The organism is Lelliottia sp. GFLA7 (genome assembly GCF_056490165.1).
This window is the reverse complement of record NZ_JBWLAQ010000007.1, coordinates 13,424-32,057: the sequence shown is the minus strand read 5'-3', so window position 1 is coordinate 32,057 and position 18,634 is coordinate 13,424. Positions and strand designations below refer to the sequence as shown.

The 18,634-nt window shown below is 53.4% G+C and carries 20 protein-coding genes; 7 read left to right on the top strand and 13 right to left on the bottom strand.

Annotated elements, in window-relative coordinates:
• Positions 1 to 102 precede the first annotated feature (102 nt).
• Both rph and pyrE read left to right on the top strand, forming a co-directional pair.
• On the top strand, positions 103 to 819 hold the full coding sequence (gene rph / locus AC07RN_RS16945; RefSeq protein ID WP_133632102.1) for a ribonuclease PH: 717 nt from the start codon (positions 103 to 105) through the stop codon (positions 817 to 819).
• A gap of 60 nt (positions 820 to 879) precedes the next feature.
• On the top strand, positions 880 to 1,521 hold the full coding sequence (gene pyrE / locus AC07RN_RS16940; protein ID WP_011915365.1) for an orotate phosphoribosyltransferase: 642 nt from the start codon (positions 880 to 882) through the stop codon (positions 1,519 to 1,521).
• 44 nt (positions 1,522 to 1,565) lie between these two features.
• Here the strand turns inward: pyrE and slmA are convergent, their stop codons facing one another.
• The 3 genes from slmA to coaBC form a co-directional block, all read right to left on the bottom strand.
• Positions 1,566 to 2,162, bottom strand: coding sequence for a nucleoid occlusion factor SlmA (slmA, locus tag AC07RN_RS16935; protein WP_011915366.1), 597 nt, complete (start codon positions 2,160 to 2,162; stop codon positions 1,566 to 1,568).
• A gap of 117 nt (positions 2,163 to 2,279) precedes the next feature.
• Positions 2,280 to 2,738: a dUTP diphosphatase gene (dut, locus tag AC07RN_RS16930; RefSeq protein ID WP_166638675.1), complete on the bottom strand. Its 459-nt coding sequence runs from the start codon at positions 2,736 to 2,738 to the stop codon at positions 2,280 to 2,282.
• Positions 2,716 to 3,927, bottom strand: coding sequence for a bifunctional phosphopantothenoylcysteine decarboxylase/phosphopantothenate--cysteine ligase CoaBC (gene coaBC, locus AC07RN_RS16925; protein ID WP_478336954.1), 1,212 nt, complete (start codon positions 3,925 to 3,927; stop codon positions 2,716 to 2,718). Before coaBC ends, dut begins: the two co-directional genes overlap by 23 nt.
• 174 nt (positions 3,928 to 4,101) lie before the next feature.
• Between coaBC and radC the strand changes: the two genes are divergently transcribed.
• From radC to mutM, 4 genes are all read left to right on the top strand, one after another.
• Positions 4,102 to 4,767: a RadC family protein gene (radC, locus tag AC07RN_RS16920; RefSeq protein WP_478336884.1), complete on the top strand. Its 666-nt coding sequence runs from the start codon at positions 4,102 to 4,104 to the stop codon at positions 4,765 to 4,767.
• Positions 4,768 to 4,983: 216 nt separating this feature from the next.
• On the top strand, positions 4,984 to 5,220 hold the full coding sequence (gene rpmB / locus AC07RN_RS16915) for a 50S ribosomal protein L28 (RefSeq protein WP_002436699.1): 237 nt from the start codon (positions 4,984 to 4,986) through the stop codon (positions 5,218 to 5,220).
• Between the two features lie 22 nt (positions 5,221 to 5,242).
• The gene (gene rpmG, locus AC07RN_RS16910; protein ID WP_003024094.1) at positions 5,243 to 5,410 is read left to right on the top strand and encodes a 50S ribosomal protein L33; all 168 of its coding nucleotides are present in this window, start codon (positions 5,243 to 5,245) and stop codon (positions 5,408 to 5,410) included.
• Positions 5,411 to 5,484: 74 nt separating this feature from the next.
• A complete protein-coding gene (mutM, locus tag AC07RN_RS16905) occupies positions 5,485 to 6,294 on the top strand; it encodes a bifunctional DNA-formamidopyrimidine glycosylase/DNA-(apurinic or apyrimidinic site) lyase (protein WP_011915370.1) in 810 nt (269 codons plus the stop codon).
• Between the two features lies 1 nt (position 6,295).
• Here the strand turns inward: mutM and coaD are convergent, their stop codons facing one another.
• The 7 genes from coaD to AC07RN_RS16870 form a co-directional block, all read right to left on the bottom strand.
• The gene (gene coaD, locus AC07RN_RS16900; RefSeq protein WP_011915371.1) at positions 6,296 to 6,775 is read right to left on the bottom strand and encodes a pantetheine-phosphate adenylyltransferase; all 480 of its coding nucleotides are present in this window, start codon (positions 6,773 to 6,775) and stop codon (positions 6,296 to 6,298) included.
• Positions 6,772 to 7,548, bottom strand: coding sequence for a glycosyltransferase family 2 protein (locus AC07RN_RS16895; RefSeq protein ID WP_011915372.1), 777 nt, complete (start codon positions 7,546 to 7,548; stop codon positions 6,772 to 6,774). The genes coaD and AC07RN_RS16895 overlap by 4 nt, the downstream gene beginning before the upstream one ends.
• Positions 7,548 to 8,822, bottom strand: coding sequence for a lipid IV(A) 3-deoxy-D-manno-octulosonic acid transferase (gene waaA / locus AC07RN_RS16890; protein ID WP_478336883.1), 1,275 nt, complete (start codon positions 8,820 to 8,822; stop codon positions 7,548 to 7,550). Before waaA ends, AC07RN_RS16895 begins: the two co-directional genes overlap by 1 nt.
• 155 nt (positions 8,823 to 8,977) lie before the next feature.
• Positions 8,978 to 10,612 (bottom strand): sulfatase-like hydrolase/transferase, encoded by a 1,635-nt coding sequence (locus tag AC07RN_RS16885; RefSeq protein WP_235134419.1) that lies wholly within the window; start codon positions 10,610 to 10,612, stop codon positions 8,978 to 8,980.
• 18 nt (positions 10,613 to 10,630) lie between these two features.
• Positions 10,631 to 11,602, bottom strand: a complete 972-nt coding sequence (locus tag AC07RN_RS16880; protein WP_011915375.1) for a glycosyltransferase family protein — start codon at positions 11,600 to 11,602, stop codon at positions 10,631 to 10,633.
• Between the two features lie 8 nt (positions 11,603 to 11,610).
• Positions 11,611 to 12,594 carry a glycosyltransferase gene (locus tag AC07RN_RS16875; protein ID WP_478336882.1) on the bottom strand — a complete coding sequence of 328 codons (984 nt, stop codon included), beginning with the start codon at positions 12,592 to 12,594 and terminating at the stop codon, positions 11,611 to 11,613.
• Between the two features lie 145 nt (positions 12,595 to 12,739).
• Positions 12,740 to 14,110, bottom strand: a complete 1,371-nt coding sequence (locus AC07RN_RS16870) for an O-antigen ligase family protein (protein WP_478336881.1) — start codon at positions 14,108 to 14,110, stop codon at positions 12,740 to 12,742.
• Between the two features lie 251 nt (positions 14,111 to 14,361).
• Here AC07RN_RS16870 and AC07RN_RS16865 point away from each other — a divergent pair, with 251 nt between their 5' ends.
• Positions 14,362 to 15,465, top strand: a complete 1,104-nt coding sequence (locus tag AC07RN_RS16865; protein ID WP_478336880.1) for a glycosyltransferase family 4 protein — start codon at positions 14,362 to 14,364, stop codon at positions 15,463 to 15,465.
• Here the strand turns inward: AC07RN_RS16865 and AC07RN_RS16860 are convergent.
• Genes AC07RN_RS16860 through rfaC form a run of 3 tightly spaced genes read right to left on the bottom strand, consistent with a single transcriptional unit; the run spans position 15,444 to position 18,632 of the window.
• Positions 15,444 to 16,553, bottom strand: coding sequence for a glycosyltransferase family 4 protein (locus AC07RN_RS16860; protein WP_478336879.1), 1,110 nt, complete (start codon positions 16,551 to 16,553; stop codon positions 15,444 to 15,446). The two genes, AC07RN_RS16865 and AC07RN_RS16860, sit on opposite strands and share 22 nt — an antisense overlap.
• Positions 16,550 to 17,653 carry a putative lipopolysaccharide heptosyltransferase III gene (gene rfaQ, locus AC07RN_RS16855; RefSeq protein WP_235134424.1) on the bottom strand — a complete coding sequence of 368 codons (1,104 nt, stop codon included), beginning with the start codon at positions 17,651 to 17,653 and terminating at the stop codon, positions 16,550 to 16,552. Before rfaQ ends, AC07RN_RS16860 begins: the two co-directional genes overlap by 4 nt.
• Positions 17,646 to 18,632, bottom strand: coding sequence for a lipopolysaccharide heptosyltransferase RfaC (gene rfaC / locus AC07RN_RS16850; RefSeq protein ID WP_478336878.1), 987 nt, complete (start codon positions 18,630 to 18,632; stop codon positions 17,646 to 17,648). The genes rfaQ and rfaC overlap by 8 nt, the downstream gene beginning before the upstream one ends.
• Positions 18,633 to 18,634 lie beyond the last annotated feature (2 nt).

Sequence of the window (18,634 nt, the reverse complement as noted above, 5' to 3'; positions counted from 1 at the left end):
CAGATGGGGGATTATAGCTTTCGTGGCTTTCACAGGATAGGAATAAGCGACTTTAATCCGTATAATGCGCAGCCACATTCGTTTCAAGCCGGAGATATCATCATGCGTCCATCAGGCCGTAGCGCCAATCAGGTGCGTCCCGTCACCCTGACCCGTAACTATACAAAACACGCTGAAGGTTCCGTGCTTGTTGCATTTGGCGACACTAAAGTACTGTGCACTGCCTCAATTGAAGAAGGCGTACCGCGCTTTCTGAAAGGCCAAGGCCAGGGCTGGATCACGGCTGAATACGGTATGTTGCCGCGCGCAACGCATACGCGTAACGCCCGCGAAGCAGCGAAAGGCAAGCAGGGCGGTCGTACCATGGAAATCCAGCGTCTTATCGCTCGCGCGCTTCGTGCCGCTGTCGACCTGAAAGTGCTGGGCGAATTCACCATTACCCTGGACTGCGATGTGATTCAGGCTGATGGCGGTACACGTACGGCTTCCATCACCGGGGCATGCGTTGCACTGGCTGATGCGCTGAACAAGCTGATTGCCGCCGGTAAGTTGAAAAAGAACCCGATGAAGGGAATGGTTGCCGCTGTCTCCGTGGGTATCGTAAACGGCGAAGCACTTTGCGATCTGGAATATGTTGAAGACTCCGCAGCCGAAACCGACATGAACGTGGTGATGACCGAAGACGGTCGTATCATTGAAGTACAGGGCACGGCAGAAGGCGAGCCATTTACTCACGAAGAGCTTCTGACCTTGCTGGCGTTAGCCCGAGGGGGAATCGAATCTATTGTCACGACGCAGAAAGCGGCGTTAGAAAATTGATGTAAGGGCGACGTTGTCGCCCTTTTTTTTGTCCGTAGAAAAGTCTTGAGGAGCGAATCCATGAAACCCTATCAGCGCCAGTTTATTGAGTTTGCGCTTAACAAGCAGGTACTTAAGTTTGGCGAATTTACACTGAAATCCGGGCGTAAAAGCCCCTATTTCTTCAACGCCGGGCTGTTTAATACGGGGCGCGATCTGGCTTTATTAGGCCGTTTTTACGCCGAAGCGCTTGTGGATTCAGGGATTGATTTCGACCTGCTGTTTGGTCCTGCGTATAAGGGTATCCCGATTGCGACCACCACGGCGGTTGCGCTGGCGGAACATCACGATCGCGACGTGCCGTACTGCTTCAACCGTAAAGAAGCCAAAACCCATGGTGAAGGCGGCAATCTGGTCGGTAGCGAACTGCAGGGCCGCATTATGCTGGTGGATGACGTAATCACCGCAGGCACGGCAATCCGTGAATCGATGGAAATTATCCAGGCTAATGGCGCTTCGCTTGCTGGCGTGTTGATTTCTCTCGATCGCCAGGAGCGTGGCCGTGGCGAGATTTCAGCCATTCAGGAAGTTGAGCGTGATTATGGCTGCAACGTGATTTCAATCATTACGTTGAAAGACCTGATTGCCTACCTGGAAGAGAAACCTGAGATGGCGGATCATCTGGCGTCGGTGCGCGCGTATCGGGAAGAGTTTGGCGTATAAGACATTTAGCCCGGTAGCGTGACGCTGACCGGGCTTCTTCTCGTTTACTGCAGTTGCGCAGCCACGAGCGGCCAACGGGTGTCGAAATCATCCGTTGGGCGATATTTAAATTCACTGCGGACAAAGCGAGAAAGCATTCCTTCACAGAACGCTAACAGCTGTCCCGCCAACACATTTTCATCCGTGGTATAGCCTTCACCTTCACGCATTTTCTTTTCGCGCAAAACCTGGCGCAACTGGGCTTCAATGCGTTCGAAAAGCTGATTGATACGTCCCTGAAGCTTGTCCTGCTCAAACATGAGGGCATGCCCTGTCATGATTCGCGTCAGGCCTGGATTGCGCTCGCCGAAACCTAAAATCAGTAAAACAATCAATCGCAAGCGTGCGGTGGTGTCTTTTTCGTCTTTAAGAATCAGATTGATACGGGTAATGAGGCTGTCTTCGATAAACTCGATGAGGCTATCAAACATCCGCGTTTTGCTGGGGAAATGACGATACAGCGCCGCTTCTGACACGCCGACAGAGGCCGCCAGTTTTGCGGTAGTGATGCGTTGACTGCCATCGCTGGATTCAAGCATCAGAGCCAGAGATTGAAGTATTTCTTCGCGACGGTTCCTTTTCGCGGTTTGTTTTTCTGCCATGTTACAAAATACCCCTGAAAATAAGCGCCTGTCCGGCTGGCATCCACACAACGACCGCAAACAAGCGTTTGCGGTGTGTTATTGCATTATTACGCTGCGTGTTGCGTATCGTTGGGCTTATTTGCGCCCAGAGTGGCCGAAGCCGCCTTCGCCACGGTCGGTGGCATCAAAATCGTCTACCAGATTAAATTCAGCCTGAACCACAGGCACAAAGACCATCTGCGCGATACGTTCGCCCGGCTCAATCGTGAAGCTGTCCTGTCCACGGTTCCAGACAGAGACCATCAGCTGACCCTGGTAGTCGGAATCAATGAGCCCGACCAGATTGCCCAGCACAATACCATGCTTATGACCAAGACCAGAGCGAGGCAAAATCACCGCCGCCAGTGAAGGGTCTGCAACGTGAATCGCAAGACCTGTCGGGATCAGCGTGGTTGCGCCTGGCGCCAGCGCGACGGCGTCATCGAGACAGGCTCGCAGGTCAAGACCGGCGGAGCCGGAGGTGGCATAAGTTGGCAGCGGAAATTGCTGGCCAACACGCGGGTCCAGAATCTTAACGTCGATTTTTTTCATCATAACGGGTAACGATCTCGTCCAGTAATTGTTGGCCCAGGAGTTCCTTGCGCTCAAGCGGTAAGACTTTATCTCCATCCTGCCAGAAAAGGTGTAATGCATTGCTGTCGCTGTTAAATCCTTGTGCCGCCAGCGAAACATCGTTCGCGCAAATCAAATCGAGATTTTTGCGGGTCCGTTTTTGCCGGGCGTATTCTTCCACATTATTTGTTTCGGCGGCAAACCCAACGACGTAAGGTCGATGGCTTTTTAGTGCGGCAACACCGGCGACGATGTCAGGATTCTTCACCATTTTTATCGTTAATTCATCGCCTTGCTTTTTAATCTTGGCATCAGAAATAGTCTCGGCGCGGTAATCGGCGACGGCCGCGCAGCCGATAAATATTTGCTGCATCTGCGCGTGCGCTTGAACGGCCGCTTCCATTTCCAGCGCGGTCGTGACATCAATGCGTTGCACAAAAGGTGGCGTGGCTAACGAGACCGGCCCGCTGACCAGCGTGACCTTTGCTCCGCGTTTTGCTGCTGCCGCGGCAATGGCAAACCCCATTTTCCCGGAGCTGTGGTTCGAGATGTATCGCACGGGATCCAAGGGTTCACGTGTTGGACCGGCAGTAATCATGATGTTGAGATGTTGCAGATCGTTGACAGGCGCAAAATGCGTGGCGGCCATATCGACAATGGCAAGCGGATCGAGCATACGTCCTGGACCTACGTCCCCACACGCTTGGCTCCCGCTGTCGGGACCCCAAATGAGCAAACCACGTGATGCCAGAACCTCAAGATTATGTTGGGTCGCGGCATTGCGGTACATCTGCTGGTTCATCGCTGGCACGACGGCGACAGGTGCGGGCGTAGCCAGACAAATCGTTGAAACCAGGTCGTTGGCCATGCCTGTTGCAACGCGAGCGATTAAATCCGCCGTTGCGGGAGCAAGAATAACCAGGTCTGCCCATTTGCCCAGTTCAATATGGCCCATTGCGGCTTCAGCGGCCGGGTCGAGCAGGCTATCGGAAACCGGATACCCTGAAACAGCTTGTAGGCTCAACGGGGTAATAAACGCTTTACCGCCTTCCGTTATCGCGACCCGTACGTCTGCACCGCGATCTCGCAAGCGCCGCACCAGGTCTGGCGCTTTATACGCAGCGATGCCGCCGCTCACGCCAAGGACGATTTTTTTGCCAGCCAGGCTCATCATGATTCTTTCCTGTTGGGTTTATCCAGAGGGAAACATTTTATCACAATACGAAAATCGACGTAAAAATGTGCGTGGTCCACTTTGCGAGGCGCTACGCAAGAACGAAAAGTCCCCGTCGAGTGGCGAGGATTCCTGTGTCAGCATAATGAAAGCAAAACAGGGAGAAGGGACATGGATGACGAGTTGACGCTTTTGCCGCGGGAGAAAATGCTGAGTTTTGGTATCACCTCACTGACGGATGCAGAGCTACTGGCACTTTTTTTGCGCACCGGTACATCAGGAAAGAGCGTGTTTGTATTAGCGCAGGAGCTGTTACAGCATTTTGGGTCACTGCACGGGTTATTGAACGCCAATCTGGACGAGTTTCGGTATGTCGAAGGAATCGGGCTGGCTAAATTTGCGCAGCTTAAAGGCATTGCCGAGCTCGCCAGGCGCTACCATAGCGTGCGGGTACTTGGCGATAATCCACTGTTAAGTCCTGAAATGACGAAAGATTTTCTGCAGAGTCAGCTCTCTGATGCAGAACGTGAAGTCTTCATGGTGATTTTTCTCGATAATCAACATCGGGTGGTAAAACACAGCCGCATGTTTTCGGGAACATTGAGGCATGTTGAGGTTCATCCGCGAGAAATTGTGCGAGAAGCGATAAAAGTGAATGCAGCCGCCGTGATCCTCGCGCATAATCACCCCTCTGGTTGCGCTGAACCGAGTAAAGCCGACAAAGACATCACCGAGCGTATCATCAAATGCTGTCAATTCATGGACATTCATGTACTTGACCATTTTATTATCGGTCGCGGAGAGTATGTTTCTTTTGCCGAACAGGGTTGGATTTAGACCCTTTCTCGCGATCCATCGGGATCTTTGTCTGTTCGGGACTTGAGCACATCGTCGAGTCAGCGTATACTACGCCACCTTTGAGAATCTCGGGTTTGGCATTTGGGCCTGGCAATCGAGAGTTCACTTAGAACCGCGATGACCGGGCTGTAAAGCCTGACGAGGCGCCGATACCCCATACGAAGCTCGAGCTAATTTGATTTTTGGAGAATAGACATGTCCCGAGTCTGCCAAGTTACTGGCAAGCGTCCGGTGACCGGTAACAACCGTTCCCACGCACTGAACGCGACTAAACGCCGTTTCCTGCCGAACCTGCACTCTCACCGTTTTTGGGTTGAGAGCGAGAAGCGTTTTGTCACCCTGCGTGTATCTGCTAAAGGTATGCGTGTTATTGATAAGAAAGGCATCGATACAGTTCTGTCCGAACTGCGTGCCCGTGGCGAAAAGTACTAAGTACTTAAAGAGGAAATAAATCATGGCTAAAGGTATTCGTGAGAAAATCAAGCTGGTTTCTTCTGCTGGTACTGGTCACTTCTATACCACCACGAAGAACAAGCGTACTAAACCGGAAAAACTGGAACTGAAAAAATTCGATCCAGTTGTCCGTCAGCACGTTTTATACAAAGAAGCTAAAATCAAATAATTTTAGATTCCTTGTAAAGAAAAACCCCGCAATCGCGGGGTTTTTTGCATTCTGTGTCTCTCAATGGAGGAAACATGCCTGAATTACCTGAGGTAGAAACCAGCCGTCGTGGTATCGAGCCGCATCTGGTGGGCGCGACCATTCTTCATGCTGTCGTGCGTAATGGTCGTCTTCGCTGGCCCGTTTCCAATGAGATACATACCCTGAGCGATAAGCCGGTTCTGAGCGTGCAGCGCCGCGCAAAATACCTGCTGCTGGAGCTACCCGACGGCTGGATAATCATTCATCTTGGGATGTCCGGGAGTTTGCGTATCCTCAGTGAAGAGTTACCGGCCGAAAAACACGATCACGTGGATTTGGTCATGAGCAACGGCAAAGTGCTGCGCTATACCGATCCGCGACGCTTTGGCGCATGGTTGTGGACCAAAGAGCTTGAAGGGCACAACGTGCTGGCGCATCTCGGCCCAGAGCCGCTGAGCGAGGCGTTTAACGCTGAGTACCTGAAAGCGCGGTGCGCCAAAAAGAAAACGCCGATCAAACCCTGGCTGATGGATAACAAGCTGGTGGTAGGGGTTGGGAATATCTATGCCAGCGAGTCGCTTTTCGCAGCCGGGATCCATCCGGACAGGCTCGCATCGTCGCTCTCAGAGCAAGAGTGCGAGATATTGGTGAAAGTCATCAAAGCTGTTTTGCTGCGCTCGATCGAGCAGGGCGGGACGACGCTGAAGGATTTCCTGCAAAGTGACGGTAAGCCGGGGTATTTTGCGCAGGAACTGCAGGTGTATGGCCGTAAAGGCGAGCCGTGCAGAGTGTGCGGGACGCCCATCGTGGCGTCGAAACATGCGCAGCGCGCGACGTTTTACTGCCGCCAGTGCCAGAAATAAGTTATTTGAGCTTTTCCATCAACGCCTGGTGAACGTTCGCAGGCAGAAAATGCGTCACATCCCCCGCGTGGCGCGCCACTTCTTTCACCAGTGATGATGAAATAAACGACCACTCTTTTGACGGCATCAGAAAGACGCTTTCCAGCTCCGGCATTAAATGACGGTTCATGTGTGCCAGTTGCATCTCATATTCAAAATCAGCCACGGCGCGCAATCCACGAATCAGAATATTGGCCTGCTGCGCGCGGGCGAAATTCGCCATCAGATCGCTAAAGCCCATCACCTCAACATTCGGCAGGTGTTGAAGCGCGGTGGTGGCGAGCGCGACGCGCTCTTCTAAATCGAACATGGGTTTTTTGCTGGGGCTGGCAGCAATCGCCAGAATCACGCGATCAAACATGCTGGCAGCACGCGTAATGATATCAATATGACCGTTAGTGATGGGATCGAAGGTACCCGGATAAATCGCTTTTGTGCTCATGGCTCACGTTTCTCTGAGTAGCCGCGGTTTAACGCCCACAGCTCGGTATATTTGTTAAAAGTATACTGTGCATTCACCACCGCCAGTAACCAGCCTTGTTTGCCGTCCAGGACACCGCCGCGCAGCAGCAGTGTTTTCAAAAATGCCCCTATCGTATGCGTAAAGATTCCCGTCAAAGAGGTCTTCTTGCCGCGCTGGTGGCGTTCTTGTGCCCAGGCCGTGGCGTAGTCGAGTTGCTTGCGCTGGAAGCTCGCAAAATCCCGGCAGGTGAGATGCAGGAGATCGCCGTTCAAAGCAATGACCTGCGCCTGATGACAATCGAGAGATTCGTGGACCAGATTGGCGTTGTACTGATAGCGATCGCGCTCATAAAGGCGCATCACGCGGTCAGGATACCAGCCGCTGTGACGCATAAAGCGACCCAGGAAATAGTTGCGGCGAGCAATGCTATACACCGCGCCAGGCTGCGGCGAATTCAGTACGGTTTGAATGGCTTGCTGGAGTTCCGGCGTGATGCGCTCGTCAGTGTCGATCATCAGCACGTAGTCGCCCGTGGCAAAAGACTGCGCGCGCTGACGCTGAATGCCGTAACCCTGCCAGTCGGTATCGATGAAGACTTTCACGCCTGCGGCACGGGCGATTGCAACCGTATTGTCCTCGCTTCCGGAATCCAGCAGGACAATTTCGTCAGCCCAGGCAACGGACGCGAGGCAGTCCGGCAGCAGGTCGGCAGCGTTTTTGGCGATCATCACGACCGACAGACGCGTTGACATTAATGGCTCCGCTGCGGCAAGTAAGGCTGTAGAAGTTGCAGCAGACGGGTCAATGCGCCCTGATTCTGATGCAGCACTTCAACGGCATGACGACCGTACCACAGACGGTAATCTTCATCGGTGAGCAGGGTTGAAACCTCTTTCACGACAGAGTCTGTATCGGTCACGGTAATCAAGCCATCGGCTTGCTGCAATTTGGCGCAGATATCTTTGAAGTTAAAGGTGTGGGGACCCATCAGCACAGGAATGGCATGTGCGGCAGGCTCCAGCGGATTGTGTCCGCCGCGTTCAACCAGACTTCCGCCCACGAACGCCAGATCGGCAATGCCGTAGAGCAGCATCAGTTCGCCCATCGTGTCGCCAATCACCACCTGAGTGCTACCCGATGGGATCTCGCCAGTGCTGCGCAGCGTGAAGCTAAATCCGCCTTTCTGCACCAGTTCACGGGCATCCTTAAAGCGTTCGGGATGACGCGGAACCAGAATCAGCAGTAAATCCGGGAATTTTTCGAGCAGTTTGCGATGCGCCTGCAGAATAATCTCTTCTTCGCCATCATGGGTGCTGGTTGCGATCCACACTTGACGGCGTGGTGCCCACTGGCGGCGTAACGTGAGGGCACGCGCCGCGAGTTCTGGCGTGACGGAGATATCAAACTTCAGACTTCCGGTCACAGCGAGCTGATTACGTTTCAGCCCAAGGGAGATAAAGCGCGCGGCATCTTCTTCGTTTTGGGCGGCAATCAGCGTAATTTTGGACAGCAGGCGACGCATGAATTTACCCAGCTTGCCATAGCCTTTCGCGGAGCGTTCAGACAGGCGGGCGTTAGCCACCACCAGCGGAATTTTGCGGGCATGCAGGGCGGAAATCATATTCGGCCAAAGCTCGGTTTCCATCACTATCACCAGCTTTGGACGCACGGTGTTGAGGAAACGGTTCATGGCGCAGGGTAAATCATAAGGCAGATAAACGTGATGCACGTCTTTGCCGAACGCCGACAGCGCGCGTTCAGAACCCGTTGGCGTCATGGTGGTGACGGTAATTGGCAGATAGGGATAACGGTGGCGCAATGCACGAACCAGCGGGATGGCCGCCAGCGTTTCACCGACGGACACGGAATGCAGCAGAATACCGTCCGGCATAACTTTATTACGACAGTAGCCATAACGTTCAGCCCAACGTTTTCGATACGCAGGCGCTTTACGGCTACGAAGCAGCAGTCTTAGCCACACCAGCGGCTGAATAATGTAGAGCAGAGCGGTATACAACAATTCCAAGCGATTATCCGTTTTTCAGTTTCAGCGGGCAAATTCTAAGCATTTAGGCCGTTTAAAGCTATCTCTTTGGCATTTTAGCTCACTTGTCTGCCTGCGTTACATTCGTTCAACGATAAAAAAACGGGCAACTGTTTGCCCGTTTGATAACTTGCAGATTAACGCTCTGCTTCAGGGAGCGCATTCAAGTGGTAGGTCACACGCTCCGACAGGCCACGAATATCACCGCCTGTGATGAAGAAGCTGTCATCTTTCTGATTCGGGTTGCTGACAGAATAGCCCAACATTTTATTGATAAGCGTCGCAACCTGATAGTGGTTCAGCGGGACTTGCGGGCTGATCGCATTCATTGAATACGCCGGATCGTTGCTGAAATAGAGGAACGGCACTTGGGCAATCGGCATTTCTACGACAGAATGACCAAACAGCCCGCCGTCGCCCACGCGTTCTCCGTGATCCGAGGTGATGAACACCAGTACCGGCAGCTTGGATTTCGCCATCGTAGTGCGGATGGCAGACGCCAGCTCTTTATCGTACAAACGCACGGCATCGTCGTACTCGTTCTTCTTCTGCTCAACGTCATTACTCAGACGCGGCGTCGAGAACTTCGCAAACCCCTGCGGGATATTTCGCTCATAAGGGATATGCGGTGCACGGCTGTTCAGCACCATCAGGAACGGTTTGTTCCAGTCCAGCGTGGCTTTCTCGACAGATGGCGTGAGTACGACGTCTGCGCCTACATCCGGAGCCGGGCGAATTTGCGTATCTTCCCACAGATCAATGTCGTGGATACCGATCCAGTTGCTCAGTCCTTCCAGACCTTGCGCCGAAATAAAGGCGGTCTGATAACCCTGTTTTTTCGCATTCGCAAAGATATTGGTCGACTTAGACTTGTACGCGCCGTAGTTATCCGGCTCGCGCAGGTTATTCACCAGCATAGGAATGGCAACACGCGTCGACACGGCGTTAGACACCACCAGGCGTCCTGTCCCCTGATATTGTTTCAACAGGGCTTTCAGCTCTGGCGTGGTATCGCGCTCATAGCCCAGCGCGCTGACGTGATGCGGGTTAAGGCTTTCGCCAATCGCCAGGATGATGGAGTACTTGCCTGCCTGCGTTCCCTCAACCGGCGTCACCTGGTAAGGTTCGTAATGGGTCACGCTCTGGTTTTCGCCAGACAGGGCTTCCGGGATCAGACGAATGGCGCTATAGCTCATGGCTGACAGCCCGTTGCGCAGTAAAGAGTGGCGCAGGTCGGGGTTGAACTTGTACATCTGCCCATCGATGGCCTTGTAAAACTGACCCGCGAACATAACGACGATAGCGAGCAAGCAGGGCATCGCGAGCCATTTATGCCACTGAGGTGCCATGCGACGGGTGAAGACCAGTGCAAACACCACCGCCAGCACCATGATCGCGAAGTAGATCCCCAGCGATCCGAGACTGTCGGTGATTCCGCTGGCAATGTCTTTGGTTTCGACAAACGCAAGCCACACTTCGCTTGGGCCGTAGAACTGGCCGTAAAACTGGTAATAGATCGCTTCTGATATCTGCACAATAAACGTGACGGCCAGCAGCAGGCGCGTGACGAAGAAACGCGCGCTGACAGCAGCCAGCAGTGAGATGATCAGATACAGCGAGATATCACCGGCTTTCGGTTGATATACATGGTCTTTTAACAGAATGATGATTTCAGAAAGTGAAAACAGCACCAGGAAAGCCAGCGTCAACACTACTGTCCGCACGATATTGCGGCGTAGTGGGAGTGATGATTGTGCAGATGTTTTGAACATGTTCAGACTCAATCTAACTCAGAACTTTTTAGTTAACGGACGAATCGCTTTACCTAAACCAAAGCGAAGTGCGCGAACCAGCGTGGGGCGATTGTGCAATCCTTTACGCCAACAATCCTCAAACAGGGCAAACCAGCGAGCGGCAACCGCTTCACGCGAATAAACCTGCAAACGTTTTTCTCCTTGCTCACGCATCTGGCGATACAGTTCAGGAGAGTTTTTGAGTCGCATAATGGCGTCAAACGCTTCGTCAGGATTTTTTGCAATCAGATAATCCAGCTCGCTTTCACGAATGGCGCGGTAAGACGGTTCGTCATCACACACCATCACGGTTTTGCCCAGCCAGTTATTGATTAATTTACTGGCGGGTTTGCGCGCGAGCTTGTGGTCGTGCGATTTACGGAAACTGATGCAAACATCAACGTCCTGATAATTTGTCCAGTTATCAAATGAAATGCGCAGTTCAATTCCCTGCTCGGCCAGGCGCTGTTTAAAATCGCCTTCACGATATTCTTGCGGAAAGCTGTCAACGCGGCCGAAAAACGCCACGGTTTTCACCGTTTCATCATTACGCACGCGTGGCTTCACGCCAGGCTGCGGCCAGTACGGCACGAAAATGCGGTTACTGTGCCCGTCAACTTCAGGGTTCTGATCAACAACAATATCGGCACCCACAACCGGAGGGCGATCGGCACGTGCAACGACGGTAAATCCGCGCCATGGTTTAACGCGAGAGCCGAAATCATCATTGTGCATCAGGTTGATGGCATCCGGCCGGCATTCGGAGCCAAACGAACATTCAATATCGTCGCCGTAGTAGTGTTTCAACGCCAGCGTGGTTTGAAATGTCCAGCCGCCGCGTCCACCGCAATAGAAACGCTCAGGGATGTCATCCGGATTAACGCGGTTATCCAGCAGCGTCTGAAAATCTGCGTAGTTTTTCGCGATGAAGTCTGCGCGGGAAACCGCGTGGAGTTTGAGTTTGCTCATAATGTCCGTTAGCCGAGAATTTTTTTAAGACGGAAATAGCGACGTCCTAAACGCCAGCGCTGGCGGAAACCGCGCGCATTTTGCCAGATCATAGACCAGATACCGCGATCAAAAAGCTCGCGCGTGATCTCGCGCTTTTTCGCCATATCTTCAATGTTGTTGATGCTGTGCAGAATGCCTAAGCCTTCTTTCGCGATTTGCCACTGGCACGCCGGTACACGTTTTACCTGTTCCGGATGGCGCTTGTTGATCGCATCCAGCATCTCCAGGATTTTCATATAATGCCGAGAAGAACGCATACGCGTGTCGTCCGTGCCTGGCGTATGTGAAACCGAGGCAGAATGAATCAGATAATCGTAATACACTTCATCAACATACTGTACGCGTTTGGCGGTCAATAACACTTCCGTTGTCCACGGAATATCCTGATGACGCAGGCCATGCTCAAAAGTGAAACCCTGCTCTTTGATAAACGCGTGACGGTAGATATTGAGCCAGGTGACGTGCAAGAACTTACGCGATTCAAGTGCCATTTGCAGCCAGGTTGGGCCATCCAGCACACCGGTTGACGTCAACTTGTCAGAGGGGAAAATCTTTTTCGACGGACGCCCGTCATCGTAAATATAGGTGCCGTTACAGGTCGCGACATCCAGTTGACCGGCGAAAGCCATTTCAAGCAGGCGAGGATACATCCCGGGATAGATAACATCGTCGATATCCGGAAAGGCTACATACTCGCCTTGTGCGACAGCAAGGCCCGCATTACGTGCCGCTGATACACCGCCGTTCTCCTGGTCAATAACCTTGAAATCGCTAAATTCGCTGGCGTAGCGGGCGATAATCTCAGCGGAACCATCAGTCGAACCGTCATTAACAATGACGAGTTCCAGACTGTCCAGATTCTGCTTCTTAATGCTGTCAAAAAAAGCACTCAGGAAGGATTCACCATTATACACAGCGACAATGAGGCTTAATTGAGGCGTTCCAGACATGCTTACTCCGTATTATTCCGCGCTGATGCAGCGATAAACGTTTTTAACGGTAACGTGCGATGGCATTTCGACAGCCGACAGGCTAAAGAGTTCTGACGACAGGCGAGCGCCAACGGGTATTCTATTTGGCGCTCGCTACAGGTTCTCAGGAAAGGGTTTCTTTATCTTTTGCCGTGCGTTGCGCGCACATGCCGATAAGCAGCCCGGTCAAGAGCATATATTGTTCCAGGTAATGATCTTTGAGGTTGTGATCGACCATGGTTCTGGAGAAGAAGCCGATGGTAAACAGCAGCAAGAACATCCCCACCATCGAGTTACCGTGGCGGAATTCACGCCAGCCGACGTACCAACAACCCGCCAGCAAAATCAGCCAGCCCGCAATCCCTGCAATGCCATTCTGGATACCAAATTCAATCAGACCGTAATGGCTGTGTGGAATATTAATCCGGTTATCCTGAGTATCGCGACGCAGTACGTAGCGGAACGCTTCTTTGCGCGGTCCCATGCCTGCGGGGTGTTCAGCGACCAAACCCCAACCCTGGCGGAAGAAACTGGCGCGACAACCGTTGGAATGGTTCATCGGCCGACCGGCCTCATTTCGAGGAATAATCCCGTTTGTTTTGTTGTAGCAGAAGCTGGTAAAGGGAGCATTCCAACCAGTGATCGCATCACTTTCAAGGCTTTGCCAGCGAGGGTCAGTTTTCCAGGATGCGTACCCCAGTAACACGGAGGCGATAATGATAGCGATCAAAATACTGCCCGTGAGCACTACGCGACTGCGTCGCATATTATGGAAGCTTAACAACACAAAGGTCGAGAACAGGCTACCCACCAGGCCGATAGTGCCCCAGCGAGTATCAACTAATGCGGTACAGACCAGGTTGCAGACTAACATCAGCGCAAGGACTGAGGTTTTCAGGCGTAAAAAACGCTGATGCAGCAAGCCGCGCGCCAACAGTTCCGCCAGAATAAAACCGGTGATCATATTCACCTGGAAACTCATGCGCGTGCGGTTAAAGACTATCCGCGTTTCACCCCAGTGAATCACACCGTCACGCCAGTAGAGCCAAATCGTATCCAATAAATGGATGCACACGACGCCCCAGAAAAAGAGAACGACCAGCGTGAAGAATCGTGCGGCAGAAATCGAGGGTACCTGGCTTTGAAGAGTGGGTAAGAGGACCAGGCCTGCGCAGAAAAGTAAAACCGGTCGCAGCCATTGCCCGTCCCAGGTCGACACCATCTCTTTAATATCAGGCGTGACAAAAAAACCGTTAATCAGGATATAAAAAGTTAATACCCATATCGCAATGAGCACGAACTTAATTTTACTGAAGTTAAGATTTTTTTTCGCTGTGGATGAGCTGAAGAAAAGACCCAGCGTGACCACAACGATGGGATAGATCAGGCCATTGCGATGAAATGGAAGCTGGTCATTAGGTATTGGCCAGACAAAACACAAAGCCAGTACAGACAGGGCTAAAAGGCCCGTCAGGATGTTACGAGTATTTGTCATATTTATGGTACTGGTTAAGAATTTCGGCTTTTAAACCGGTTAGTTAACAACGCTGTACGTTAATTCCACGGATATCCGGAGGGAATAAAAGCCAGAGAAAATTACCACAGAAGCCCTAACTACAGAAGGACAATGTTTGTAAGCAAGAATAATCCGCTAATTTTAAGAGGGGCCTGACTTTGTACATTATACCGCTGACAGCGTATATAATGCCTTGATTAGGCAGCGTTCAGCCCATCAACAGGAAATTTATGCACATTGTTCACACTGAAGCAGACGGCGGCAAAGGCGGGCAACCATTACGAATTATTAATGAGTCGCTCGGGCTGATTCAACGCGGTCATCAGGTGACTATTCTCTGCCCGGAAAGCGCGCCGTTGCACGCGTTGGCACAGAATGCCGGGCTGACAGTCGTGACCATGCCATTAAGGCGTAAAAATCTCAAAAACCTGCAATTACTCCGCCACTGGCTCAAACAGCATCGCCAATCTATTGATGCCATCAATAGTCACAATTCAGCCGATACCTGGCTGGTGGCACTCGCTAATCTCACGCTTTCGAATCCAGTACCGCTGGTGCGCACGCGCCATGCATCGGGTGTGCCGCGCAAAAACTGGACAACCCGTTGGCTGTTTCGCAACGCCTGTGCCCACATCGTGACGACGGGTGAAGCGCTCCGCCATCAGGTGGCGGATATCGGCGTTCCGATGGCGCAAAGCACGTCCGTACCGAGCGGAGTTGATACGCAACGCTTTCATCCGGCGGATAAACAGGATGCCAGAGAGCATTGCGGACTTTCGCAGGATGATTTTTGGCTCGGCGTGGTCTCGCATCTGCGTCCGAATAAAGGCCATAGCGTGTTGCTGCGCGCGCTGGCAAAGATCGACAATCCGCGCATTAAGCTGGCGATTGTCGGGGAAGGCCCGCATAAAGCGACGCTGGAACAAGAAATTGTGGCGCTGGGATTACAGCAGCGCGTGCTGATGGCAGGACATCGCAGCGATCCTGAGCGATGGTTCCCGGCGTTTGATATCGCCCTGAGTCCGTCGCACGACATGGAAGGCGTTCCGCAGGGCGTCTTGCAATCCCTGGCATCGCGGATAGCCACCATTGCCACCGACGCGGGTGGAACCGCAGATGCGGTGATCAATGGTAAAACCGGGATTTTGATTGCTCAACGTGATGAATCTGCGCTGCAAGATGCGATCGTTAAACTGTATGACGATGCAAATCTTCGCGAGACACTGGCGCAGCAAGGATTCGATTACCTGTGCGCCCATTTCACTCGCGAGTGCATGCTGGATGCGATGGAGAAAGTCTTTTCCGATGCGGCTCAGCGCAGCACGTCGCGATAAAGTGCCTGCAACTCTTTAGCCATATGATCCAGAGTGTAAGGTTCTGCGGTGGCGCGCGCCGCCGCAGAATAGTTAACGCCCTGTTCGCGGCCTTTTAACCATTCGCCGATCGCCTGCTGATAACCTTGGCTATCCAGCGCGTCACGCACCCAGCCGTTCACGCCTTCCTCAATCCACTCTGCTGCGCCACAACCGTGGCTGGTTAATAGCGGCAATCCACAGGCCAGCGCTTCAACGCAGACATTCGGGAAGGGATCGTAAAGTGTAGGTAAAATCAGGGCATCGGCTGTGCCGTATACCTGACGCACATCCGCGACGGGTCCCAGGAAACGCACGCGTGAAGCCACGCCCAGCGTTGCCGCCAGCTTTTCGAATTTGCGTGCGTGTTTATCGCGACCCGCGATCAACAACCAGACATCCGAATCCGGCACAATCGCATGCAGCGCTGTCGCCACACCTTTTCGGCTAAATCCTGAACCGACATATGCCAGCACCGGTGCAGTATGCGGAATGCCCCACGCATCACGCTGCGAAAACGCGCGAACGTCCGGGCTAAAATGGGCGGTATCGACGCCGTTATAGATAACGGTCAGCTTGTCGTCCGGCAAGGCGAAACGACGGGTGATGTCATCGCGCACCATCTTCGAATTACAGATCACTTTTCGCAGTTGCGGATGGGTAAACATCTGCGCTTCTGCCTGCAAAATGTAGCGGTGATAGCGACTTAGGGACTGCGCCCAGCGCGCCAGCGGTGACAAAATGCGGCTGTACTGCTCAAGCCAGGTGGCATGCACGCCGTCGCCCGCGCGGAAAATCGTGGCGCCCGGAATTCGCTCATGGCTTTGAACAATGTCGAACCCGGCAAACTGCGCGGCGGCGGCCTCGGCAAAACCCGATTCGCGGCTCAGACGATTGCGAAAGGGCGGATTCACCGTCAGCGTCTGCCAGCCAGCGGCGTCTTCCCACTGGCGCGCGATCAGCGTGACGTCGAGTTCGGTGTCCTGCGCCAGCACGTTGAGCGCGCGCGAGACAAAACGCTCCGCACCGCCGTTGGGATTGTAAGTCTGTCGAACGATCGCCAGCTTCATGAAAGGGTTTCCAGCAGCATCGTATCGATCGCGCTCAAGACCTGCTGCGGGGTAATCGCCGTGATGCAGTCGGAAACGCCTCCGTCACCGCAGCCTGCTTTGCCGCAAGGCTGGCAGGTAAATCCGGCGGTAATCACGCGATAATTCACGCCCCACGGTGCCCATTTTATTGCCCCGGTCGGGCCAAAGATGGCGACGGTTGGGGTGCCAACGGCGCTGGCGAGGTGCATCGGCATGGAGTCCACGCCAAAGTAAACACGCGCGTGTTTCATCAGCGCGCCGAGCTCTTTCAGATTGAGTTGTCCGCTTAAATCAAAGACAGGGTGAGTGAGCGCAGCGCGCAGCTCATCCATGTAAGCCGACTCTTCTTTTGACGGCGCAGCGGAGAGAATGATCGGCAGCCCCCGGGACGCGAGATTATTGATCGTCGCCGCCAGCTTATTGATTTCCCAGGCCTTGAACATCCAGCGCGAAGTGGGATGCACCAAAATATACGATTTTGAGGTCAGCCCGAATCCTGCCAGTTTTTCGGCGATTGATGCTTCCGCTGCATCGCCAGGAACGAACAGCGTATGTTTATCTTCATCACATTGCGGGTGAATACCGATGCGACGCAGCGCGTCCAGGTTCACTTCCACCATATGACGGCTGTTGTCCTGAATGGCGGGATACAGCGTCGTAAAGGATTTCACCCAGCGACGGCGCGCCAGCCCGCTGCGTTTGTCCGGTTTGAAACCCACGGATACGCGCGGTTTTAGACGACGCGCAAGACGCGCACCGTGCCAGTGTTCAGTCAGGTTAATCAGCACGTCGTACTGGCGGCCTTTGAGGGTATTCACCAGCGCACGATACAGACGGAACTGCTCAAACCAGCCTTTTTTGCGCCAGTTACGGCCTATCGTATGTACCTGATCAATATGTGGATGGCTGGTGAGCATCGCCTGGGTGTCGTCATACACCAGCGCGTCAACTTCGACGTCCGGCCAGTTTTTTTTCAATACGGTAAAGACCGGAGAGGTCAGCAAAACGTCACCATGGTGACGCAGCTTGATGATCAGCACGCGCTTGGGTGGACGCTCCGCTGAGAAAAATTCAGACATAGGCTCTCTCTGCTGCCAGCAAAGGCTCTAATTGCGCATAAACCGCAGTGGCGCTGAGCGTGCTCAACTGCGAAGAATTTTCAGGGCGGCAGATATATTGATTTTTTCCGTAGCCGCCAATCAGACCCGGATCCGTTGGGCCGTAGAGCGTAATATTAGGACGATCCAGCGCAGCCGTCAGGTGGCTGAGGCCGGTATCAACCGACACCACCGCCGTTGCGCCCGCCAACTCCTGCGCCACACCATCCAGCTTCATGCGAGGCAGAACGTCAACATAGTCAAAGCCGTCCGCCAGGCGTCTGGCGCGCGCCTCTTCATGCGGTGCCCCCCACGGAAGTTTGATGCGTATATCGGATTCGCTGAGCAAACCAATTAGCTCACGCCAGTGTGATTCCGGCCAGTGCTTATCGTCACGGGTAGTGGCGTGGAGGAAAACTAAGTAAGGCTGGTTGTCTTGCGACGCGCCACGCAGGAAATGCTGCGAAATAGCGTAATCACCCTGAGCTTCAGGTTTGTGATAACCGAGGCTTTTGGCGAACAATTCGCGGGTGCGTTCGACAGCGTGCTGCTGCTTGCTGATGCGGTGGCTGCGGTTATAGAACAGGCTCGCCAGCGGCTCGCGCGCGCTTTGCCAGTCCATACCGTGCTTCACACCGTGCGCCAGACGCGTCACCAGCGCGGCGCTTTTTACCAGCCCCTGCGCGTCGATAATTGCATCGTACTGCTGAGCCTGTACCGCCTCGCGAAAGGCTTTGCGTTCGGCTTTCACCGGCGCGGAAAACCAGGCTTTACGCCAGCGGCGAATCGCCACCGGGATCACGCGGTCGACCGCTTCGTGCCAGGTCGGGATCTGCGCGAAGCCTTCTTCCACGACCCAGTCAAAACGGATACCAGGGATGGCACGCATCGCATCCGTCAGCGACGGCAGGGAATGCAAGACGTCGCCCATTGAAGAGGTTTTAACGATCAGTACCCGCATTC